A 20,565-nucleotide genomic window follows, 5' to 3' on the forward strand; every position below is an offset into this window, starting at 1 on the left:
CCCTTCCACAAACTCAAGTACAGCTTTGCCGCCACCTACTACGACCAGATGAGGCTGGTGGTTCCCAAGCTGGCCAAGGAAAAAGGCGCCAGGAAAGTCTGTGCCATGTACCAGGACGACGAGTTCGGCCTGGAGGTGAAGCGCGGCGCCGAAGACGGCCTGAAGGCCGCCGGCATGAGCCTGGCGGTGGAAACCACCTACAAGCGCGGCGCCACCGACTTCGCCAGCCAGATGCAGAAGCTGGCCTCCGAGCAGTGCGACCTGGTGGTGATGGGCACCATCATCCGCGAGACCATAGGCGGCATCGCGACCGCCAAGCGCCTGGGCTTCAACCCCACGTTCGTGGGCTCCAGCGCCGCTTACACCGACCTCATCCACAAGCTGGGCGGTCCCGCCATGAACGGCTTCTACGCGGCCATGACGGTGCAGAACCCCTACACCGACGAAGCCTCGCAACCCATACGCTTCTGAGCCAACAAGTACAAGACCAAGTTCAATGAAGACCCCACCGTGTTCTCGGTGTACGGCTACTCGGTGATCGACGCCTTTCTGCGCGCCGCTGGCAAAGCAGGCAACAACCTGACCACCGAAAGCTTCATCAAGGCCATGGACACGATGACCATCCCACCCGACATCTTCGGCAGCGCCGAGATGACCTTTGGCCCGAAAAAGCGCCTGGGCAGCAACGCCACGCGCTACTCACAACTGGTCGACAACCGCTGGAAGGTCGTCTCCGAGTACATGAGGATCGACGCGGCCAAATGACCGGATGACCCCACAGGTATGACGCCGCCTGCCTCGGCAGGCCCTGCGTGCAGCCGCCAGCGCCTTGTGTGCTGGCGGTTTTTTTATGGACAAGGGCCGCTTACCATGCCCCATGAGCATCTCCCCCACCACCACCGCCCTGCTCGCCGACGCCATCCTCACCCTGCACACGGGCGTCGTCGTCTTCGTGGTCGGCCTGCTGCCACTCATCCTGCTGGGAGGCGCCCTGGGCTGGCGCTGGGTGCGCCATTTCGGCCTTCGCCTCACCCACCTGGCCCTGATGGTGTTCATCGCCGCCCAGGCCTGGCTGGGGCAACTGTGCCCACTGACCGTGTGGGAGCAAGACCTGCGGCGCCTCGCCGGGCAAGGCAGCTACGGCGAGAGCTTCATCGAGCACTGGCTGTCAAGGCTGCTGTATTGGGAGGCGCCCTGGTGGGTGTTTGTGGCGGCGTATTCGGGGTTTGCAGTCGCGGTGGGGGTGGCGTGGTGGAGGGTGAGACCTCGGCGGTGAGGCGATTGCTGCTGCCGAAGGGCCGTCTGATCCGGCTCGGGGCGGTTCAGTGGCGAGTGCGTGTTTTAGATTGGTCTCGGACACTCGGGATCAGCGGTCGAGCGACAGTTGCGTCCAAAAGCAGCCACTCCAGACCGCCTTAATAGATGGTCACTTCGCCCCGGTAGCGACTTCACCAACGGCGGCCCGAATTGGCCAGATTCCCGAGAACCATGGTGAACACCTTACTGCCGTCTTTTGCGAAGATGGGCGGTCCGTGGTTACAGGCCTTGAACTCAGGGTTGATTGCTGACGTAGCGATAGTGATCCACAACTTGGCTCAACCCACCTATCGGCACGGCGCGAATCCGCGTGTACCCGCCCCGGCCGTCCCACCTCACGCCCGGCTTGGGCGCTTCGCGAGTGCCGAACCAGGAAAATTCCTGTCCGAACTTGCTGTCGTATTCCACCAGATACCTTTGTCCTGGCGCGAAGTCCATCTCCAGTTCGGGGCGCATGTTGGGAAATGACGGATATCCCACCCCGACTAGGCGCTTGCCCGGTTGCACGGTGACCCAGGTAAATGTTCCGGGCGCAACGAATCCCACACCTGTGCCGTCAATCTGAATGTCCACGTTTGCTTTCGTGGGCATCGAATGCCCACGAAAAACGTACAGCACAGCAGCAGAGGTGTGCGCAGGAGCGGTGTAAGAGGCCGTTGGAAGGGGGGCTGTGGAGGTGCAGCCGGCCGACATGAGCAACGTCAGAACGAGACTGACAATGGTTTTTGACATGTCTTATCAGGGTTTCGCGCAAAGATGCAGGCTGCCGCGGCGGACGATGATTTATGACCACGTACTGGTGCGGTGCATTGAGGCATCGTCCGATGGTATGGACTTCAACTCAACATTACATAGGTGCATTCACCATGTCTCGGTTAGCGCTTGGGGGAGGCCATAGCGTGAATTGTTCAAGTCTCGGAGTACTGTGAGTTTGTGCTCACCAACATTTTTACTCGCAGACTGCTCCGGAATCTTACATGTAAGCTTTTAGGCAAGAGGAATGTCACATCCTAGCTGCCGGACTGGGAGGTGAGCCCTCCGAACTGCGTCTTGCTGTCAAAAGTAGCTTGATATTTAACAAGATTTTCCCTGTTCATTTTTCGAACCCGAAAAAAACATAGAAAAATCAACAACAAAAACAAAGTGGACATGAAAATAAAAACATAGTAAAAACAACAACAAAAACATAGCACTATTAAAAATGCCCGTCGAATCCGCAGCATCGAACACAAACGCAGCAAAACTCGCGGCGGCACTGAAGGTATTGCAGAAACTACAAGACAAACACAACGGGGTCGTCGAATCGAAAGACCTCGACGGAGAAACACTGGGTCGACTTGAGACTACTGGCTTTCTAAGGCAGGTCATCAAGGGCTGGTACATCTGCAGCAATCCCATGGATGCACCAGGCGACTCAACCGCTTGGTACGCCTGCTACTGGGCGTTCCTATCGGGCTACCTGACCAAGCGCTTCGGCAAACGCTACTGCCTCAACCCCGAGGCTTCACTTCTGCTTCATACCGGAAGCACCACCGTGCCAAAGCAACTGACTGTGGTCGCAAAACAAGGTGGCACACAGGTCGTGAAGCTTCCGTTCGAAACCTCAGTCCTCATCTACCTCGACGAAAAGCGAGTCACAAAGTCGCGGGTTGAGTCCAAAGGCCTGCAAGTGTGGCCAGTTGCGGAGGCGTTGTGCCAAGTCGGTCCGCAGTTCTTCAGCCACTATCCACGGGAGGCAGAAATTGCCTTGGCGATGGTCCGCGACCCTTCTGAACTTCTGACAACGTTGCTCGCCGGCGACGGCATGAAGGCCGCGGCTTCCCGCTTGGCCGGAGCGCTCTCGTTCGCTGGCCGCACGGACGAGGCAAGCGAGGTGATTACCACTATGAGCGCGGCCGGCTTCTACACACAGGCCAAGAATCCGTTCGAACTTGAACAACCTACCCTATTGCCTTCTCGTGACCGCTCGCCATATGTCCTGCGGCTGCGCTCGATGTGGGCCGATTGGCGACAGATTGTTGTTGACACATTTCCGCCGGCGCCAGGCGTGGTACTTGACATTGACGCCTACTTGCAAGACGTCAACGACCGCTACCGCTCCGACGCCTACAACTCCTTGTCGATTGAAGGCTATCAAGTCACAGAGGAGCTCATCGAGAGGGTCGCGAAGAACGGTTGGAATCCAAACAGCAATGAAGCGGACAAGGAGAGCCGTGACGCCATGGCGGCCCGCGGCTACTTCCAGGCCTTCGGAGCAGTTCAAGAAAGCATCAAGAAGGTCTTGGGCGGCAAAAACGCGGGCGGAGTTCTAAAGAGCGACCATCGAATCTGGTATTCGGAGCTCTTCGGGCCAGCAGTTGCAGCCGGCATTCTGAAGCGCCACCATCTCGCAGGCTACCGCACAGGCCCTGTCTACATTCGAAACTCGAAGCACACGCCGTTGCCGAGAGAAGCGCTACTCGACAGCATGGAGGAGCTTTTTCGGCTCATGTCGGACGAACCTGAAGCAGCCGTGAGAGCGGTTCTCGGACATCACTTGTTCGTCTTTATTCATCCGTACAACGACGGCAACGGGCGCATTGGGCGCTTCATGATGAACGCGCTACTCGCGTCAGGGGGCTATCCCTGGACCGTTGTACGAGTCGCGCGACGACAGCAATACATGGAGGCCCTGGAGAAAGCCAGTGCCGACGGTGATATCCAACCGCTCGCGAAGTTTCTGGCTGAGGAAATGCGCGCGCCGGAACTCGCGGACTGAGCAGAGTCGATACGCAGTTCAGCACATCGGGGTCTGCTGATGGACCACCAGGAGCCAGTCACCACCACTTGGCACATAAGCTGATGAGCACATCAAAGTTGCGCGTTAGAGTGACTCTGGTTGCAGTTAGCGACATTGTTTCCAGCGCACAACAAGCCGAGGCCACCCCGCCGTTCACTCCACCGTGACGCTCTTTGCCAGATTGCGCGGCTTGTCCACATCGGTGCCCTTGGCCAATGCCGTGTGGTACGCCAGCATCTGCAGTGGCACCACGTGAAGCAAGGGACTGAGCGCGCCGTAGTGTTCGGGCATGCGGATGACGTGGATGCCTTCGCTGCTGGCGATGCGGGTGTCGGCGTCGGCCAGCACATACAACACACCGCCGCGCGCGCGCACTTCCTGCATGTTGCTCTTGAGCTTTTCCAGCAGGGCGTCGTTGGGCGCCACAGTGACCACTGGCATGGCCGCGGTCACCAGGGCCAGGGGACCGTGTTTGAGTTCTCCCGCCGGGTAGGCTTCGGCGTGGATGTAGCTGATTTCCTTGAGCTTCAGGGCGCCTTCCAGCGCAATCGGGTAGTGAAGCCCGCGGCCCAGGAACAGCGCGTTGTCCATGCGGGCAAAGTCTTCCGACCAGCTGATGACCAGCGGCTCCAGGGCGAGCACGGCCTGCAGGGCCACCGGCAGGTGGCGCATGGCCTTGAGGTGTGCCTCTTCGGCTTCCTCGCTCAGATGGCCGCGCACCTGCGCCAGCGCGAGCGTGAGCAGGAACAGGCCGGCGAGCTGAGTGGTGAAGGCTTTGGTGGAGGCCACGCCGATCTCCACGCCCGCACGGGTGATGTAGGCGAGTTCACATTCGCGCACCATGGCGGAGGTGCCCACGTTGCAGATGGTCAGCGTGTGCTTCATGCCCAGGCCTTGCGCATGGCGCAGGGCGGCCAGGGTGTCGGCGGTCTCGCCGCTCTGCGTGATGGTCACCACCAGGGTGCGCGGGTTGGGCACGCTGGTGCGGTAGCGGTACTCGCTGGCCACTTCCACCTGGGTGGGAATCTTCGCGATGCTCTCCAGCCAGTACTTGGCGGTGCAGCCACTGTAGTAACTGGTGCCGCACGCCAGGATGAGCACGTTGTCGATGTCCTTGAACACGCCGTACGCGCTGTCTCCAAACAGTTCGGGCGTGATGCCATTGACGCCTTCGAGCGTGTCGCCAATGGCGCGCGGCTGCTCGAAGATCTCTTTCTGCATGTAGTGGCGATACGGGCCGAGTTCGGCAGCGCCGCTGTGGGCCAGCACGGTCTTCACCGGGCGTTGTGTCGCGTCCAGCGAACGGCCAGCGGCGTCGAGCACCCAGTAGCGACCCAGTTGCAGATCGACGAGGTCGCCTTCTTCCAGGTAGACGATCTGATCCGTCACGCCCGCCAGGGCCATCGCGTCGCTGGCCAGGAAATGCTCGCCATCGGCGGTGCCCACGCCCAGCACCAGGGGTGAACCTGCTCGTGCACCCACCACTCGGTGCGGCTCGTCTTTGTGGAACACGGCCAGCGCGTACGCGCCGTGCAACTGTCGCACCGCCGTCTGCAAGGCGGCAAACACGTCACCTTCGTAGAGCGAGTCGATGAGGTGCGCGATCACCTCGGTGTCGGTCTGGCTCTCGAACACATAGCCCTTGGCTTGCAGCGCCGCGCGCAGTTCATCGTGGTTTTCGATGATGCCGTTGTGCACCAGGGCGACGCGTCCCGTGCTGGTGCCATTGCCGCCCGGACCATGGCTGAAATGCGGGTGCGCGTTGTGCACCGCGGGCGCCCCATGGGTGGCCCAACGGGTGTGCGCGATGCCGGTACCGCTGCGAATGCCTTCGGTCTGCACCTGTTGCGCCAGTTCGGCCACGCGGGCGGTGCTGCGCGCCCGCTTGAGCCCACCGCTGTGCACCGCCACACCGCAGGAGTCGTAGCCCCGGTACTCGAGCCGCTGCAATCCCTGAACCAGCACAGGCACGACGTCGCGCCCTGAAACCCCTGCCACGATGCCGCACATGTTTGAACTCCTCGGATTGGAATGCCGTCGATGCTAATCAACCCAAAGAGAAATGAATCGTCATACTTTTCCAGAATGTGGCAGATAATTTCTTTCCACACGTGGTGACGCCAAATATTTCACATTTCATCTACTTATGGAATCCAACAACATCGACGAAGCCGATCTCCGCTTGCTGGATTTGCTGCAAACCGACGCCTCGCGAAGCAATCAGGATCTGGCCGAGCTGGCCCACCTCTCGCCGCCCACCAGCCTGCGACGGGTGAAACGCCTGCGCCAGATGGGCTTGATCGAACGCGAGGTGGCGCTGCTCAGCCCGGACCGGATGGCCCCGCTGCTGGGACATGGCCTGACGGCGCTGGTGGAGATCACGCTGGAGCGTCAGGGCGCCGAGCACCTCGATGCGTTCGAGGCGCGCGTGCTGCCGGTGGTCGAGGTGCAGCAGTGCTACCGCGTGAGTCCGGGGCCCGATTTCGTGCTGGTGGTGCATTGCCCCGACATGCCCGGCTACCTGGCGCTGGCGCAACGTCTGTTCACGAGCGACGCCAATGTGCGCAACATCAAAGCCTTCTTCAGCCTCAAGCGCGCCAAGTTCGAGCCGCGCCTGCCGCTGGGCCTGGCGCCCAGGGATTGATGGGATTTGTGTACCTTAGGCCACAAGCGTGCGGCACTTTTGATGCAAAACGCACAGTTCCGGGATTCGATTCGGCGACCAACTGTTGACGGTTCTGGCTGTCTGTAACAACCTCCACTTGTCGACCGGGCGGGCTCGCTGCCAGGTTCAAGGAGGTTGTATGGATTTCATCTGGATTGCCGTTGCAGCGGCCGCCATCTTGCTGGTCGGGCTGGGCGCATGGGCCTACCAAAAATCGTCCCGGCAAAAATCATCGGGGCGCGATGACCGCTACACACCCGAGCGCATTCTCAGCATCGAGCAGGTGCACATGCTTGACTACCTGCAAGACACTTTTCCTGGTCAGGTGGTGCTGCCCAATGTGGCGCTCAAGAGCATGCTTTCGGTGCGCCGCGCATCGGATCGGCAGCGCGCCATGGAGCGCCTGAACCATCAAAAGGTGGACTTCGTGGTCTGCGGCGAAGATGGCCGCCCCAGTTTTGCATTCGACATCGAGCAATACCACCTGAGCAACGCCAAGGCGAAGGCGCACCAGGTCAAGATGAAGAACCGCATCCTCAAGACGGCGGGCGTGCGTTTCGTCTTTCTCAAGAATGGCCTGCACCGCATGCCCTCGCCGGCCGATTTCCGCGAGCAACTCAACCTGGCCGCGCTGCCCAAGCCCAAACCAAAAGAAGACGCGCGCGAGAGCGCCTTGCAGCAGCTGGAAAGCCAGTTCTCCGAGTTCGACCAGCTGCACTCGCAAACCGGATTCCGCGACTCCGAGGTCATGGGCTTGAGTCACCTGATGGACCTCAACGGCATCGGCCGCCGCCCCGCAACGAACAGCGGCCACAGCAGCGGATTCGGCAACAGCCGCTTCAACGGCCAATCGCTCGACGTGCGCGGGGGATAGCGCACACCCCCGACGCGCTGCGCGCGCGCCCCCTCAGGAGTGAAGCGCCAAAGGCGCTTCAGCGAGTTACTTCTTTTTCTCGGGGCGCTTCCAGCTCTCCAGCGCCACCTGTTTGCCGCGCGCCACCGACAGCACACCCGGCGCCGTGTTCTTGCTAATGGTGGAGCCCGCCCCCACCGTGCCACCCGCGCCAATGGTGACCGGCGCCACCAGCACACAGTTGCTGCCCACGTGTACGTCGGCCTCGATCACGGTGCGGTGCTTGTTGGCGCCGTCGTAGTTGGCCGTGATGCTGCCCGCCCCGTAGTTCACCCGCTCGCCCACCGTCGCATCGCCCAGGTACGCCAGGTGGTTGGCCTTGGCGCCAGCGGCCAGGGTGGAGTTCTTGACCTCCACGAAGTTGCCAATGTGAACGTCGGCCCCGAGCTGTGCTCCCGGACGCAGCCGCGAGAACGGGCCGACCAGGGCGCCGCGCCCCACCGAAACGCCCAGCTTTTCGCCCTCCATGTGCGTGAAGGGCAGGATCACCGCACCGTCGTCGATGGCGGCATTGGCAATGACGCAGTTGGCGCCGATGCGCACGCCCTCGCCCAGCTTCACGCGGCCTTCGAACACACAGTTGACGTCGATCTCCACGTCCTGGCCACAGAGCAATTCGCCGCGCACGTCCAGCCGCGCCGGGTCCGCCAGGCGCACGCCCTGCTCCATCAGGGCGTGCGCCAGACGCTGCTGGTAAGCCCGCTCAAGCTCGGCAAGTTGCACTGGGCTGTTGACACCGGCCACTTCCACCGGGTCGTGCGTGGTGATGGCGCGCACCCCGAGGCCCTGCGCCACTGCGTGCCGCACCACGTCCGTCAGGTAGTACTCGCGCTGGCTGTTGTCGTTGGTCAACCCCGCCAGCAGGGGCTTGAGCACGGAGGCCGGTGCGGCCATGACACCGCTGTACCACTCGGTGATGCGCCGCTGGTCCTCGCTGGCGTCCTTGTGTTCCACGATGGCGAGGACCGAGCGGTCGGCATCAGCGGAGCGCACGATCCGACCGTAGCCCGTGGCATCACCACCCGTGTCCACGCTCAACAGCGCGAGATGCCGCCCGTCGCACGCCTGCAGCAAGGACTCCAGCGTGGCCTGCCCGATCAACGGCACATCGCCATTGAGGATCAGCACGATACCGTCGTCGGCCAGCACCGGTACCGCCTGCTGCACCGCATGACCGGTGCCTAGCTGAGGCTCCTGGCGCACAAAGCGCAGGCGCGGCGCCACATGGTCGCCTTCGGCGATCGGCGCTCGCAGGCCGGCTTCGACCTGCTCGGCCCCATGGCCTGTGATCACCACCACCGAACGGGCCGATAACCGCGCGGCGCGGTCGATCACGTGCTGGGCGAGTGCGCGGCCACCCAAACGGTGCAACACTTTGGGCCGCTGACTTTTCATGCGCGTGCCTTTGCCGGCCGCCATCACCACCACATCCACTGGGAACGACATGAACACCTCTTTCGGGGACTGGCTGCGCGGCGTTCTTGCCGGCCATCGCCTGGGGCGGATTATCGCCCGCCGGATGGGCCTGCTAGCTGCAGGGATGGTGCTGGCAGTGGCCCTGTCCGCCTGCACGGCCGCTCGCCTGGCTTACAACCAGGCACCAACGATCACCTATTGGTGGCTGGACGCCTATGTGGACCTCGACGACGCGCAATCCACCCAGACGCGTGTGGCGCTCGACCAGTTCTTTCAATGGCATCGCTTCAACGAGCTGCCGTCGTACGCCGATCTGCTGCGCCAATGGCAGGCGCTGGCCCCCCACGACCTCACACCCGCCCAGGCGTGCGCGCAGTTCGAGCAAGCGCGCGAGCGCATCGAGCGAGCGGCTGAACAGACCGTCGAACCCTTCACGCGCCTGGCCTTGCAACTCACGCCGGCCCAGCTGGAGCACCTGCAGCGGCACCAGGCCCGCGGCAACGAGGATTTCGAAAAGGACTTCCTGCGCGGCGATGCCGAGCAGCGCCTGAAGACGAGACTGAAACGCGCCACCGAGCGCAGCGAGATGCTGTACGGCACGCTCAATGACGAGCAGCGCGCGCTGCTGCGCGACCTCCTGCTGGGCTCGCCCTTCGACGCCCAGCGCACCCAGGCGGAGCGGCTTCGCCGCCAGGCTGACCTGCTGCAGACCGTGCGGGATGCGCAGGCAGCGCCCGCCCTGGCACAGCAAAGGCTTCGCGAACACTACGCGCGCGTGAACCGCTCACCCACTCCGGGCTACGACGCCTACCAGCGTGAGCTGGTGCGCCAGGGCTGCGTGCAGTTCTCCCGCCTGCACAACAGCACCTCGTCCGAGCAGCGGGCCCATGCGGTGCGCGTGCTCAAAGGCTACGAGGACGACTTCCGCGTGCTCAGCGCACAGCGCTGAACACGCACCAGGAAGGCGGCTGGGCACGCCAGGGCGCAACGCGCTTTGGTGCGTGGAGGCTGGTCCGCCCCCCGAATGCGCACAAGCCAGGTGCATCCATCTTGCATACAAGCCTTGTATGGACATGGCACGGAATTCGCATGGAAGACCCGCAAGAGGTTTTTCATGGTCAGTTCCACCGACATCGCCCAACGCATCATCGAAGCCGTGCTGGCCCAGCGCCTGGCGCCCGGCACACGCCTGGGCGAACAGAGCCTGTCGATGCTGTTCGACTGCAGTCGCACGCTGGTGCGCGAAGCGCTGGTGCGCCTGGCCGCGCGCGGCATCGTGACCGTGAGTTCACGGCGCGGGTGGTACGTGGTGCAGCCTTCGCATGACGAAGCGCGCGACGCCTTCGAGGCGCGCCGGGTGATCGAGACCGGCCTGATCCGCAGTGCGCGGGACATCGACAAGAACGCCCTGCGCCGCCTGCGCCAGCACCTGAAGCAGGAGCAGGCGTCGCTCAAGGGCGACGATGTGGGCCAGCGCAGCTACCTGCTGGGCGACTTCCATGTGTGCCTCGCCGAGTGCCTGGGCAACCAGTTGCTGGCCGACACGCTGCGCGACTTCACCGCACGCACCACGCTCATTGCCATGCTCTACCAGAGCAACCACGACGCCGTGCAGTCCTGCCAGGACCATGTGGACATCGTTGCCGCGCTCGAACGCGGCGACACCGAGACCGCCGAGCAACTGATGGCCACGCACATCGGCCAGGTGCAGGCTGCGCTGCGCCTGGGCGCACCCAACGATCCGCTGGCCGATCTGCGCGAGGCGCTCGCCCCCGTGCGCGAGGCCGGCGCTCCAGCAACCCGGAAGCGCCCTCGAAAAGGCGACGCCTCTTCTTCCTCCACCAACGAAACCTACCTAGGAGCCCTGCTATGACCCTCAACAAACGAAATTTCCTCGCATCCACCCTGGCGCTGGCCGCCGCACTGGGTGGTCTGGGCTCGGCCCACGCACAAAGCGCGCTGGACGGCGTGATGAAAGGCAAGCTGATCAAGATCGCCGTGCCCACCGACTTCCCGCCCTACGGCTTCGTGGGCATCGACCTCAAGCCTCAGGGTCTGGACGTCGACACCGCGAACCTGATTGCGGCCAAGCTGGGTGTGAAGGTTGAGCTGGTGCCTGTGACCAGCGCCAACCGCATTCCGTACCTGCAGACAAAAAAGGCCGATCTGGTGATCTCCACGCTGGGCAAGAACCCTGAGCGCGAAAAGGTGATCGACTTCACCGCCGCATACTCGCCGTTCTTCCAGGCGGTGTATGGCCCGAAAGGTACTGCGCTGGCGGACTTCAATGGCCTGGGCGGCAAGTCGGTGGCGGTGACGCGTGGCGCCATCGAGGACCAGGAACTCACCAAGATCGCGCCCGCCAACACCGACATCAAGCGCTTCGAAGACAACAATGCCACCGTGTCGGCTTTCGTTTCCGGGCAGACGCAGTTCATCGCGACCGGCGTTTCGGTGGCCGACAACATGATCAAGCGCAACCCCGCACTGGGCGCCGAATACAAGCTGCTGCTCAAGGACAGCCCGAACTTCATCGGCGTGGCCAAGGGCGAGGACGCGCTGCGCACCAAAGTCAACGAGATCATCGCCTCGGCCAAGAAGGCTGGCGAGCTCGATGCCATGGCGAAAAAGTGGTTGGGTCGTCCGGCCGGCAACCTTCCGGAATGAAAGAGCCCCCATGGGCATCGAACTCGACTTCCCGGCCGTGCTCTCGCAGTGGCCTTTGCTGGCCAAGGGCGTGCTCTGGACGCTGGGGCTGACCGCGATCTCGGCGGTGATCGGCCTGCTGGTCGGCACCGCCTGCGCCTGGGCGCGCAGCAGTGGGCCACTGGCGTTGCGCTGGATCGCGGCGACCTATGTGGAACTGATCCGCAACACGCCCTTCATCGTGCAGCTGTTTTTCGTGTTCTTCGGCCTGCCGGCGGCGGGCGTGAAGCTCACCCCCGAGATCGCTTCCGTCATTGCCATGGTGATCAACCTTGGCGCGTACGCGGCCGAAATCATCCGCGCTGGCATCGAAGCCACGCCAAGAGGTCAGTTTGAGGCGGCGGCCAGCCTGGCGCTGTCTCGCGTCCAGACGTTCTTTCACGTGGTGCTGCCGCCCTCGCTCAAGAAGGTGTGGCCCGCGCTCACCAGCCAGATCATCATCGTGATGCTCGGCTCGGCCGTGTGCGGGCAGATTTCCACGCAGGAACTCAGCTATGCAGCGAACCTGATTCAAAGCCGCAACTTTCGCGCCTTCGAAGCCTTCATCGTCGCCACTGGCATCTACCTGCTGATGTCGATCGGCGTGCGCGCCTTGTTGAACTGGGTCGGCCCCAGGTTCCTTTTCGGGGGTCGCCATGGTTGACTTCAGTTTGTGGGACATCGTGCGCAACCTGCTGCTGGCCGCGCGCTGGACGGTGGTGCTTTCGCTCATCGCCTTCGTCGGCGGCGGTGTCGTGGGCATGGCGCTGCTGGTGGCGCGCACCGCGAAATGGCCAGGGGCCGAAATGTTCGTTGCCGGTTATGTACAGCTCTTTCAGGGCACGCCCCTGCTGATGCAGCTCTTTCTGGCCTACTTCGGTCTGGCCCTGTTCGGCTTCGAGACCTCGGCGTGGACAGCGGCGTCGGTCGCGCTCACGCTCTACACCAGCGCGTTTCTTGTGGAAATCTGGCGCGGCTGCGTGGCTGCCGTGCCCAAGGGCCAGTGGGAAGCGGCGCAGAGCCTGGCGCTGAACTTTGGCGAGCAACTGCGCTATGTCATCCTGCCGCAGGCCACACGCATCGCCATCGCCCCCACCGTGGGCTTCCTGGTGCAGGTGGTCAAGGGCACGGCACTGGCTTCGGTGATCGGTTTCGTCGAACTCACCAAGGCCGGCACCATGATCACCAACGCCACCTTCGCGCCCTTCCTGGTCTACAGCTGCGTGGCCCTGATGTACTTTGCGCTCTGCTTCCCCGTGAGCCTGTATGCGCGCACCCTCGAGAGAAAAAGCCGATGAACTCCCCTGCGTCGCTTCGCGCCTTCCCCCCGGTGTGGGGACGAAACCAGCGGCCTGGCAAAGCCAGTTCCGCGGTGTCTCTGGACTCCAATCCCTTGCACCTGGAGAGCCCTCAATGAACGTCCAGACCGACACCAAGACCATCGTCGACATCCAGCAGCTGCGCAAGTCCTACGGCAGCAACGAGGTGCTCAAGGGCATCGACCTGCAGGTGAAGGCCGGCGAAGTGATTGCCATCATCGGCAAGAGCGGATCGGGAAAGAGCACGCTCCTGCGCTGCATCAACGGACTGGAGGTTTTCCAGGCCGGCTCGCTCACGGTGAACGACAAGCCGCTGCTCCACAAGGACGCCGCCGCCATGCGCGAACTGCGTCAGCAGGTGGGCATGATCTTCCAGAACTTCAACCTGTTCCCCCACCTGAGCGTGGGCCGAAATGTGATGCTCGCGCCCGGGCTTGTGAAGAAGACGGCCCCGGCCGAAGGCGCCGAACGCGCGCATCAGTTGCTCCAGCGCGTGGGCCTGGCCGAGAAGTTCGACGCGTTCCCCGATCAGCTCTCGGGCGGCCAGCAACAGCGCGTGGCCATTGCGCGTGCGCTGGCCATGCAGCCCAGCGTGCTGCTGTGCGACGAGATCACCTCGGCGCTGGACCCCGAACTCGTGGGCGAGGTGCTGCGCGTGGTCGAGTCGCTGGCCGACGAGGGCATGACGTTGCTGATGGTGACGCACGAGATGAGCTTCGCGCGCAAGGTGAGCGACCGCGTGATCTTCATGCACCAGGGCCGTGTGCACGAGATGGGGCCGCCGACGAAATTGTTCGGCTCCCCCGAGACGCCGGAACTGCAGCAGTTCCTGTCCTCGATCAACGACTAGGGCCTGTTCACACTGTTCTTTCCAGATGCGATGCGGCTCGTCAAGCCATCCAGTGCATCCACGCCCACACGACAGCCAACGTCATGAGCGTGACCGGAATCCCGGTGATCGCATGGCGTTTCCAGTCGATCTCGATGCCCTGCTGGCGCGCGAGGTCGGCCACGATGAGGTTGGCAATCGAACCGACCAGCAGCAGGTTGCCGGCCAACGTGGTCACCAGCGCCAGCATCACACCCGCCTGTCCGGCGCTGCCTGAGAGGTGAGGCAGCAGCAACATGACCGCAGGCACGTTGGACACCAGGTTGGACAGCACCACGCCGGCCACCAGCAGGGGCCCGGGGTCGGTCAGGTGAACGCCCTGCGTGCCCAGCAAGTTCACCGCCTGCCCGGCCAGCCCCGTGGTCTCGAACGCGTGGTTCACCACGAACAGGCCCATGAAGAGGATGAGCAGCGGCCAGTCCACCAGGCCCATGACGTGTGAGGAATGCAACCGCCGGCTCAGCAACAGCACGCCAGCCCCCACCAACGCGGCCACATCGCGCGGCCAGTCGGTGAACAGGAATATCACCAGGAGCGCAGCCGCCACCAAAAGACCCTTGGCAGTCTGCCAGGCGTCGAATGGCGGTTCTTTGTCCACGCCCTCTGCCGCGGGCGGGAGCGGGGCGGGGCGAGGGCTCCCCCGGCCCGGCCCGAACGCCAGCCATCCCCACAGCAACAGCAGGCCGATCAACACCGGCGGCAAGGCCTGCCGCACATAGCCCGCAAAAGGCAATTGCAGCACGGAGCCGATCAGCATGTTCTGCGGGTTGCCGATCAGCGTGGCGGCCGAACCGATGTTGGCCGCGCAGGCCAGGCCGATCAGGAAAGGCAGCGGGTCGATGCCGCGGCGCAGACACAGTCGCGCCACCACCGGCGTCATGGCCAGGCAGACGATGTCGTTGGAGAACACCGCGGAGAGCGCGCCAGCGACGAGGATCAGCGCCGCCAGCAGCCCGCTGCGCGACAGCGGCATCTCGCCCACGCGGCGCGTGACCGCGCCATAGAAACCACCGAGCCGCATCTGCGCCGACACCACCATGAAAGCAAACAGCAGCACGATGGTCGGCAGGTCGATGGCGCGCGCGGCGTCTTCCACTGGCAGGCCAGCCAATGCAATCACCGCGATGGCACCGAGCAGCGCCACGCCGGAACGGTCCAGCTTCAGCCGTGGCAGGCCGCCGAGGAACATGCCGAGATAGACAATGGCAAAGACGGTGACAACGCCCCAGTCGGTGGCGGAGTGGTTCAGAACAGTGATGGGCATGTGCGGCGGGGAAGGAACGCTGCGGATCGTAGCCTGCCGCAAAAGAAAAGCCGCACGAATGCGGCTTTGGTTCGGGCAGTGGTGCGATCAGGCCTGCAGCGCGCTCCACATCTCCTTATCGCGCTCGGCCGTCCAGATGCGTGGGTTCTTGATGCCCTTGGCTTCGTCGTAGGCACGGCTCACGTCGAACGGCAGGCAGTGTTCGTAGATGAACACGTGGCCGAACACCGGGTCCATGCTCTTGCGCGTGTGCGCCATGGCGGCCTTGAGGTCCATGCCGGCGGCTGCGGCTTCCTTGCCGGCCTGGAACAGCGTGGTCACCCAGCGCTGCGTGTAGTCCAGCGCCTTGTTCACGTCGGCGTTGCCCTTCATCGCTTCGCCCCGGCCCGGCACGATGTATTCGGCCTTGAGCGAGCGCAGCGCTTCGAGCGTGGCGGGCCACTCTTCCAGTTGGGCGTCACCGGTGTAGACACCTGCTTCGTATTCCACCAGGTCGCCGCTGAACAGCACTTTTTCTTCTTCCACCCAGGCGATGGTGTCGCCTCGCGTGTGGCCCGGGCCCGGGTGCCAGATCTGCACCTTCACACCGCCCAGGTCCACTTCCAGGCTGCCCTGGCGGCCCGGCTTGCCGTCGCCCACCACGAGCGTCGGCCAGGTCAGGCCGGGCACGCTGTCGGCGCCACGGAACAGGCGCGGGAAACGCTCCATCTCGCTCTGCATGTCCTCGGCACCACGCTCGACGATCAGTTCAAGCGTGCCCCGGCTGGCGATGATTTCGGTAGCGCCTTCGGCCGCGTAGGCGCTGGCGCCGAGCACGCGCACCGCGTGGTAGTGGGTGAGCAGGACGTACTTGATGGGCTTGTCCGAGACCTTGCGGATCTGCTGGATCAGGTCGCGCGCCATCGCGGGCGTGGCGGTGGCGTCGCTGACCATGATGAATTTGTCGCCAATGATCACGCCCGAGTTCGGGTCGCCTTCGGCGGTGTAGGCCCAGCAATGCGGGCTGAGTTGCTCGAACGTGATCTTCTTGTCGTCCAGGTCGGCCTGGGAGGCGAATGCTTTGCTCATGGGATGTCTCCGGGTGGGGTGAGGCGAGATTTTAACTAAACGAAATCAATTTCGCATACGTAAATCATCATGACCCGCCTGCGCCACCGGTCATGCCGCGCTCGAGCACAGCCACAACTTCGTCGGCAAAGGCGCTGTAGCTCATGGGTCCTCCCGGCCGCAGCCAGGTGAAGGTCCAGTTGATCATGCCAAACAGCATCATGGTCAACGCGGTCTGGTTGCCTGGCGTCACCCGTTCGGGATAGGCGCGCTTGAGGAAACGGGTGAAGGCCGCCACCACATCGCGCTGGCGGTTCAGGATCAGTTCGCGCTGGACCTCGCCCAGGAATTTCGTGTCGTGCACCAGGGCAACGTGCCGCGTGGCCGAGGTTTCGTACTCGGCCAGGAAAGCCCTCACCAATTCGTTGAGTGCATCGCGCTCGCTCAGGTTTTTGCGCTGGGCGCGCGCCTCGGCCTCGCCAATCAGCGCCAGCAGCCGCTGCGTGTAGCGGTCCAGCAGATCGAACAGGATGGCTTCCTTGCTCTCGTAGTAGTGGTAGAGCCGCGCCTTGCTGGTGCCGCAGGCGGCGGCGATGTCGTTCATGCTGGCGGCCGGAAAACTCTGGCGCGCAAAACACTGCGCTGCCACGTCGAGGATCTGATCGCGCTTGAGGTCGTGGGAGGCGGATTTGGGACGAGCCATCGGCGCATTCTGCCGGAGGGAACCTAAGATGGCGCATGGCCAAGCCGATCGACCCCTTTGCCTCTCACGCCTGCGAGCTGCTCTCAGGCCTGGGCCCGTGCGTGGCCAGGCGCATGTTCGGCGGCTGGGGCATTTCGGTCGATGGCATGAACGTGGCCATCATCGCGTGGGACACGCTGTTCCTCAAGACCAACGCCGAAACCGAGCCGCAATGGCTGGCGGCGGGTGGCGAGCCCTTCGTGTTCGAAGCCAAGGGCAAGCGCATGAAGCTGAACTACCACACGCCGCCGGCAGAGGCGCTGGAGTCGCCAGCGCTCATGCTGCCCTGGGGGCGGCTGGCACTTGAGGCTGCAGTGGCTGCACGAAAGCCCAGGCGCAAGCCGGTCAGGGCGGGTTCGACTCGTAAGGAGTGAGCACCCGTCCGCGGCCGGCGATCAGATATTCGCTGTAGCCCAGCAGCCCGCGCACCAGCCGCACGAACGCCCAGCTCGCCTGGCCAAGGGCCACCACCAGCTCGCGGCCTGGCGTGGCCACTTCGCGGCCGAAGCGGGAATCGGCTTGCGCTGCCCTCGCCTCGACTTCGCTGCACCACTCGAAACGCACGGGCGTCGAGAGTTCGGGCTGCCACGGCTCCATCACCACCCGGGCGCCCGCCGGCACCGCCAGGCTTTGCCCGGCCTCCACCATGTGGTCGCCCAGTTCGTTGCCGTGCCCCTTCTGAGGCAGGCCCAGTGTCACCCAGGCACGGCCCTGGGTGATGTACAAACGGCTGGGTACCTGGGGGCGAAGGCTCATCGCGCGGCGGGCATCCAGCCGCCAGCCACGCGCCGCGGCGGCGCCAATGGCACGCTGCGCGGTCGGGGAGCAGGAAGCGGAATGGGTGGTCATGGAAAACTCCTGGTAGGGGGACGATGGCTCATCCTGGGCATCAATCTTCATCTCCCTCGCCCCTTTGGTCCAATGAATACGCAGTAAGCTATTGATTCGTCAACTGCATCAATGCCCGGAGCCTCGCCATGCAGCTCACCAGCAGCCACCCCCGCACCCGGCCCATTGCTGCAGGCCATTTGCGGGCCTTCGACGCGGTGGCCCGCCACCTGAATTTCCGCGCCGCTGCCGAAGAACTCTCCCTCACGCAAAGCGCGGTGAGCCGGCAGATCCAGGCATTGGAAGACGAGGTGGGCACGGCCCTGTTCCTGCGCCACACGCGCGCCGTGGAACTCACCAGCGCGGGTTCGCAATTGCTGCGCGCCTCCAGCATGGCGCTGGAACGCATCGACACCGCCGTGCGGCAGATCCGCCAGAGCGCCGGTCGCAAAAGTGTGGCCATCACCACCTGGGCCTCGTTCGCCTCGATGTGGCTGATTCCCCGTCTGGAGGCGTTCCAGCGCGACCATCCGGACATCGACATCCGCATCGACGCCACCGACAACGCGGTCGATCTCGCCACGGCCGACGTGGATCTGGCCCTGCGCTACGCCGTGCCACAGACGGTGCCGTCCACGGCGTTGCGCCTGTTTGGCGAGCAGCTCACGCCGGTGGCCAGCCCCTGGCTGCTCAAGAGCCAACCGATTCACAACATCGAAGACCTGTCGAAATGTGCGCTCATCGAAGCCGGCGACGCGCACCGCACACGCCACCTGGAGTGGCTCACCTGGCAGCGCTGGCTCGACACCTTCGGCGCTGTGCCAGCGGCCAAGCCGGGCAAGCGCGCCTCGCGCAACCACCTCCAGCCCAAGCTCACGCCGCAGCGCTGGATGTACTTCAACTACGCCAACCAGATCGTGCAGGCCGCGCTCACCGGACAGGGGGTGGCGCTGGCGCGCCTGCCGCTGGTGGCCGAGAGCCTGGCCAGCGGCGACCTGGTCGAGCCCCTGCCCCACACGCGACTGGATTCGCCCCTGGTCTACTGGCTGATGGTGGCACCGCGCAGCGTGCAGCGCCCGGAAGTGAAGGCTTTCTGCGACTGGCTGCTGCTGCAGGCGGCCCTGACCCGTGAGGCGATTGGCGACGTGCCCGATCCGGACACCGTGGATCAAATCGACTGATGTCGATGGCGAACGATCGCGACCACGCCAGCGGCAACCTGCGCAGCATCGCCTTCATGCTCGTGGCGGTGGGCTTCTTCGCGCTCATGGACGCGGTGCTCAAGACCTTGTCCGCGAACTATCCGGTGCTGCAGATCGCCGCACTGCGCGGCATGACCGCGCTGCCTCTGGTGCTGGTCTACATCGCCTGGCGCGGCGCCTGGCACACGGTGCTGAAGGTGCGCTGGCCGCTGCACCTCCTGCGCGGCCTGCTCGGCATCACCATGCTCGCCCTGTTCACCATGGGTGTGCGCGAACTGCCGCTGTCGGCGGCCTACACCCTGTTCTTCATTTCGCCCCTGTTGATCACGGCGCTGTCGGTTCCCGTGCTCAAGGAACGGGTTCCCCATGCGCACTGGTGGGCCATCGCCATCGGCTTCATCGGCGTGCTGATTGCGCTGCGACCGAGTGGCCAGGACCTGCAAGCGGGCTTCGTCACCCTCGGGGGCCTGGCCACGCTGGGAGCCGCCCTGTGCTATGCGGTCGCAGCGGTCACCGGCCGCCTGGCCAGCCGCACCGACAGCAGCGAGAGCATGGTGTTGTGGATGATGGTGATCATGGCGCTGGGCGCCGGCGCCCTCGCCCTGCCGGGTTGGGTGGCGATCCAGCGCACCGACGCGCCCCTGCTCCTGGCCCTGGCCATCACCGGCTTCTGCGGCCAGCTCGCCATCACCGAAGCCTTCCGCCACGGTCAGGCCTCGGCGGTGGCGCCCTTCGAGTACAGCGCCCTGGCCTGGGGTCTGGGGCTGGACTGGCTGATCTGGCACACCCTGCCCAGCTCCCACACCTGGCTGGGTGCGGCCATCATCATCGGCAGCGGCCTCTACCTCGTCCGACGCGAAAAACGCATCACCGAGGCGCACGCCACGGCGGAACATCCCTGAAGAAAGCGGGCCAGCCGCCGGGCCGCCCCAAGGCAGGCCCAGCCCCCTCGGGGGGCAGCGACCCGCGCAGCGACGGAGCTTGGGGGCCAGGGGCCAGCCGCCGGGCCGCCCCAAGGCAGGCCCAGCCCCCTCGGAGGGCAGCGACCCGCGCAGCGGCGGAGCGTGGGGGCCAGGGGCCAACCGCAGGGCCGCCCCCAAGGCAGGCCCAGCCCCCTCGGGGGGCAGCGACCCGCGCAGCGGCGGAGCGTGGGGGCCAGGGCCAGCCGCCGGGCCGCCCCCAAGGCAGGCCCAGCCCCCTCGGGGGGCAGCGACCCGCGCAGCGGCGGAGCGTGGGGGCAACGAGAACGGGCCAGCCGCCGGGCCGCCCCAAGGCAGGCCCAGCCCCCTCGGGGGGCAGCGACCCGCGCAGTGGCGGAGCGTGGGGGCCAGGGGCCAGCCGCCGGGCCGCCCCAAGGCAGGCCCAGCCCCCTCGGGGGGCAGCGACCCGCGCAGCGGCGGAGCGTGGGGGCCAGGGGCCAGCCGCCGGGCCGCCCCAAGGCAGGCCCAGCCCCCTCGGGGGGCAGCGACCCGCGCAGCGGCGGAGCGTGGGGGCCAGGG

Annotated in this window: 20 protein-coding genes and 1 pseudogene; 14 read left to right on the plus strand and 7 right to left on the minus strand. The window is 64.6% G+C overall.

The genetic code is table 11. The features are described from left to right. Positions 1-765: pseudogene (locus tag AB7F11_RS20070) on the plus strand (ABC transporter substrate-binding protein); the annotation flags it as partial. A 112-nt stretch (positions 766-877) separates the two neighbouring features. Beyond that, positions 878-1,276 (plus strand): DUF2784 domain-containing protein, encoded by a 399-nt coding sequence (locus AB7F11_RS20075; protein ID WP_428290119.1) that lies wholly within the window; start codon positions 878-880, stop codon positions 1,274-1,276. A 275-nt stretch (positions 1,277-1,551) separates the two neighbouring features. On the opposite strand, the gene AB7F11_RS20080 is transcribed toward AB7F11_RS20075, so the two are convergent. Next, positions 1,552-2,049, minus strand: a complete 498-nt coding sequence (locus AB7F11_RS20080) for a hypothetical protein (protein ID WP_428290118.1) — start codon at positions 2,047-2,049, stop codon at positions 1,552-1,554. Positions 2,050-2,518: 469 nt separating this feature from the next. Here AB7F11_RS20080 and AB7F11_RS20085 point away from each other — a divergent pair, with 469 nt between their 5' ends. Continuing rightward, positions 2,519-4,075, plus strand: coding sequence for a Fic family protein (locus tag AB7F11_RS20085; protein ID WP_428290117.1), 1,557 nt, complete (start codon positions 2,519-2,521; stop codon positions 4,073-4,075). Between the two features lie 174 nt (positions 4,076-4,249). Here the strand turns inward: AB7F11_RS20085 and glmS are convergent, their stop codons facing one another. Continuing rightward, on the minus strand, positions 4,250-6,106 hold the full coding sequence (glmS, locus tag AB7F11_RS20090) for a glutamine--fructose-6-phosphate transaminase (isomerizing) (protein ID WP_428290116.1): 1,857 nt from the start codon (positions 6,104-6,106) through the stop codon (positions 4,250-4,252). 136 nt (positions 6,107-6,242) lie between these two features. On the opposite strand from glmS, the gene AB7F11_RS20095 reads away from it, so the two are divergent. Together AB7F11_RS20095 and AB7F11_RS20100 are read left to right on the plus strand one after the other, a co-directional pair. Then, a complete protein-coding gene (locus AB7F11_RS20095; RefSeq protein WP_428290115.1) occupies positions 6,243-6,740 on the plus strand; it encodes an Lrp/AsnC family transcriptional regulator in 498 nt (165 codons plus the stop codon). Between the two features lie 160 nt (positions 6,741-6,900). Then, a complete protein-coding gene (locus tag AB7F11_RS20100; protein WP_428290114.1) occupies positions 6,901-7,635 on the plus strand; it encodes a DUF2726 domain-containing protein in 735 nt (244 codons plus the stop codon). A gap of 66 nt (positions 7,636-7,701) precedes the next feature. Here AB7F11_RS20100 and glmU read toward each other — a convergent pair whose 3' ends face one another. Beyond that, complete coding sequence (glmU, locus tag AB7F11_RS20105) at positions 7,702-9,120, minus strand: bifunctional UDP-N-acetylglucosamine diphosphorylase/glucosamine-1-phosphate N-acetyltransferase GlmU (protein WP_428290113.1); 1,419 nt, start codon at positions 9,118-9,120, stop codon at positions 7,702-7,704. Between glmU and AB7F11_RS20110 the strand changes: the two genes are divergently transcribed. The 6 genes from AB7F11_RS20110 to AB7F11_RS20135 all read left to right on the plus strand — a co-directional run bounded on the left by AB7F11_RS20110 (position 9,119) and on the right by AB7F11_RS20135 (position 13,944). Continuing rightward, positions 9,119-10,039 carry a DUF6279 family lipoprotein gene (locus tag AB7F11_RS20110; protein ID WP_428290112.1) on the plus strand — a complete coding sequence of 307 codons (921 nt, stop codon included), beginning with the start codon at positions 9,119-9,121 and terminating at the stop codon, positions 10,037-10,039. The two genes, glmU and AB7F11_RS20110, sit on opposite strands and share 2 nt — an antisense overlap. Positions 10,040-10,204: 165 nt before the next feature. Beyond that, a complete protein-coding gene (locus AB7F11_RS20115; RefSeq protein WP_428290111.1) occupies positions 10,205-10,963 on the plus strand; it encodes a GntR family transcriptional regulator in 759 nt (252 codons plus the stop codon). Further along, the gene (locus AB7F11_RS20120) at positions 10,960-11,757 is read left to right on the plus strand and encodes a transporter substrate-binding domain-containing protein (protein WP_428290110.1); all 798 of its coding nucleotides are present in this window, start codon (positions 10,960-10,962) and stop codon (positions 11,755-11,757) included. Before AB7F11_RS20115 ends, AB7F11_RS20120 begins: the two co-directional genes overlap by 4 nt. Positions 11,758-11,767: 10 nt before the next feature. Then, positions 11,768-12,439 (plus strand): amino acid ABC transporter permease, encoded by a 672-nt coding sequence (locus AB7F11_RS20125; protein WP_428299881.1) that lies wholly within the window; start codon positions 11,768-11,770, stop codon positions 12,437-12,439. Continuing rightward, positions 12,432-13,073: an amino acid ABC transporter permease gene (locus tag AB7F11_RS20130; protein WP_428290108.1), complete on the plus strand. Its 642-nt coding sequence runs from the start codon at positions 12,432-12,434 to the stop codon at positions 13,071-13,073. Before AB7F11_RS20125 ends, AB7F11_RS20130 begins: the two co-directional genes overlap by 8 nt. A gap of 115 nt (positions 13,074-13,188) precedes the next feature. After that, entirely contained in the window at positions 13,189-13,944 is a 756-nt protein-coding gene (locus tag AB7F11_RS20135; RefSeq protein ID WP_428290107.1) for an amino acid ABC transporter ATP-binding protein, read from the plus strand. A gap of 40 nt (positions 13,945-13,984) precedes the next feature. Here AB7F11_RS20135 and AB7F11_RS20140 read toward each other — a convergent pair whose 3' ends face one another. The 3 genes from AB7F11_RS20140 to AB7F11_RS20150 all read right to left on the minus strand — a co-directional run bounded on the left by AB7F11_RS20140 (position 13,985) and on the right by AB7F11_RS20150 (position 16,997). Beyond that, the gene (locus AB7F11_RS20140) at positions 13,985-15,247 is read right to left on the minus strand and encodes an anion transporter (RefSeq protein ID WP_428290106.1); all 1,263 of its coding nucleotides are present in this window, start codon (positions 15,245-15,247) and stop codon (positions 13,985-13,987) included. A gap of 87 nt (positions 15,248-15,334) precedes the next feature. After that, entirely contained in the window at positions 15,335-16,315 is a 981-nt protein-coding gene (locus AB7F11_RS20145; protein WP_428290105.1) for an MBL fold metallo-hydrolase, read from the minus strand. 67 nt (positions 16,316-16,382) lie between these two features. Beyond that, complete coding sequence (locus tag AB7F11_RS20150) at positions 16,383-16,997, minus strand: TetR/AcrR family transcriptional regulator (protein ID WP_428299882.1); 615 nt, start codon at positions 16,995-16,997, stop codon at positions 16,383-16,385. A 35-nt stretch (positions 16,998-17,032) separates the two neighbouring features. On the opposite strand from AB7F11_RS20150, the gene AB7F11_RS20155 reads away from it, so the two are divergent. Further along, positions 17,033-17,410, plus strand: a complete 378-nt coding sequence (locus tag AB7F11_RS20155; RefSeq protein ID WP_428290103.1) for a TfoX/Sxy family protein — start codon at positions 17,033-17,035, stop codon at positions 17,408-17,410. On the opposite strand, the gene AB7F11_RS20160 is transcribed toward AB7F11_RS20155, so the two are convergent. Beyond that, positions 17,382-17,885, minus strand: coding sequence for a DUF2917 domain-containing protein (locus tag AB7F11_RS20160; RefSeq protein ID WP_428290102.1), 504 nt, complete (start codon positions 17,883-17,885; stop codon positions 17,382-17,384). The genes AB7F11_RS20155 and AB7F11_RS20160 overlap by 29 nt on opposite strands. A gap of 128 nt (positions 17,886-18,013) precedes the next feature. Here AB7F11_RS20160 and AB7F11_RS20165 point away from each other — a divergent pair, with 128 nt between their 5' ends. Continuing rightward, positions 18,014-19,045, plus strand: coding sequence for a LysR substrate-binding domain-containing protein (locus AB7F11_RS20165; protein ID WP_428290101.1), 1,032 nt, complete (start codon positions 18,014-18,016; stop codon positions 19,043-19,045). Further along, entirely contained in the window at positions 19,045-19,968 is a 924-nt protein-coding gene (locus AB7F11_RS20170; RefSeq protein ID WP_428299883.1) for a DMT family transporter, read from the plus strand. The genes AB7F11_RS20165 and AB7F11_RS20170 overlap by 1 nt, the downstream gene beginning before the upstream one ends. The last annotated feature ends 597 nt before the right edge of the window (positions 19,969-20,565 follow it).

This window comes from Hydrogenophaga sp. (genome assembly GCF_050250835.1).
In the GTDB taxonomy this organism is placed as follows: Bacteria; Pseudomonadota; Gammaproteobacteria; order Burkholderiales; family Burkholderiaceae_C; genus Hydrogenophaga.

Coding starts and splice junctions, on each gene's coding strand:
- AB7F11_RS20075 (WP_428290119.1), top strand. CDS start 878: ATGAGCATCTCCCCCACCACCACCGCCCTGCTCGCCGACGCCATCCTC.
- AB7F11_RS20080 (WP_428290118.1), bottom strand. CDS start 2,049: ATGTCAAAAACCATTGTCAGTCTCGTTCTGACGTTGCTCATGTCGGCC.
- AB7F11_RS20085 (WP_428290117.1), top strand. CDS start 2,519: ATGCCCGTCGAATCCGCAGCATCGAACACAAACGCAGCAAAACTCGCG.
- glmS (WP_428290116.1), bottom strand. CDS start 6,106: ATGTGCGGCATCGTGGCAGGGGTTTCAGGGCGCGACGTCGTGCCTGTG.
- AB7F11_RS20095 (WP_428290115.1), top strand. CDS start 6,243: ATGGAATCCAACAACATCGACGAAGCCGATCTCCGCTTGCTGGATTTG.
- AB7F11_RS20100 (WP_428290114.1), top strand. CDS start 6,901: ATGGATTTCATCTGGATTGCCGTTGCAGCGGCCGCCATCTTGCTGGTC.
- AB7F11_RS20110 (WP_428290112.1), top strand. CDS start 9,119: ATGAACACCTCTTTCGGGGACTGGCTGCGCGGCGTTCTTGCCGGCCAT.
- glmU (WP_428290113.1), bottom strand. CDS start 9,120: ATGTCGTTCCCAGTGGATGTGGTGGTGATGGCGGCCGGCAAAGGCACG.
- AB7F11_RS20115 (WP_428290111.1), top strand. CDS start 10,205: ATGGTCAGTTCCACCGACATCGCCCAACGCATCATCGAAGCCGTGCTG.
- AB7F11_RS20120 (WP_428290110.1), top strand. CDS start 10,960: ATGACCCTCAACAAACGAAATTTCCTCGCATCCACCCTGGCGCTGGCC.
- AB7F11_RS20125 (WP_428299881.1), top strand. CDS start 11,768: ATGGGCATCGAACTCGACTTCCCGGCCGTGCTCTCGCAGTGGCCTTTG.
- AB7F11_RS20130 (WP_428290108.1), top strand. CDS start 12,432: ATGGTTGACTTCAGTTTGTGGGACATCGTGCGCAACCTGCTGCTGGCC.
- AB7F11_RS20135 (WP_428290107.1), top strand. CDS start 13,189: ATGAACGTCCAGACCGACACCAAGACCATCGTCGACATCCAGCAGCTG.
- AB7F11_RS20140 (WP_428290106.1), bottom strand. CDS start 15,247: ATGCCCATCACTGTTCTGAACCACTCCGCCACCGACTGGGGCGTTGTC.
- AB7F11_RS20145 (WP_428290105.1), bottom strand. CDS start 16,315: ATGAGCAAAGCATTCGCCTCCCAGGCCGACCTGGACGACAAGAAGATC.
- AB7F11_RS20150 (WP_428299882.1), bottom strand. CDS start 16,997: ATGGCTCGTCCCAAATCCGCCTCCCACGACCTCAAGCGCGATCAGATC.
- AB7F11_RS20155 (WP_428290103.1), top strand. CDS start 17,033: ATGGCCAAGCCGATCGACCCCTTTGCCTCTCACGCCTGCGAGCTGCTC.
- AB7F11_RS20160 (WP_428290102.1), bottom strand. CDS start 17,885: ATGACCACCCATTCCGCTTCCTGCTCCCCGACCGCGCAGCGTGCCATT.
- AB7F11_RS20165 (WP_428290101.1), top strand. CDS start 18,014: ATGCAGCTCACCAGCAGCCACCCCCGCACCCGGCCCATTGCTGCAGGC.
- AB7F11_RS20170 (WP_428299883.1), top strand. CDS start 19,045: ATGTCGATGGCGAACGATCGCGACCACGCCAGCGGCAACCTGCGCAGC.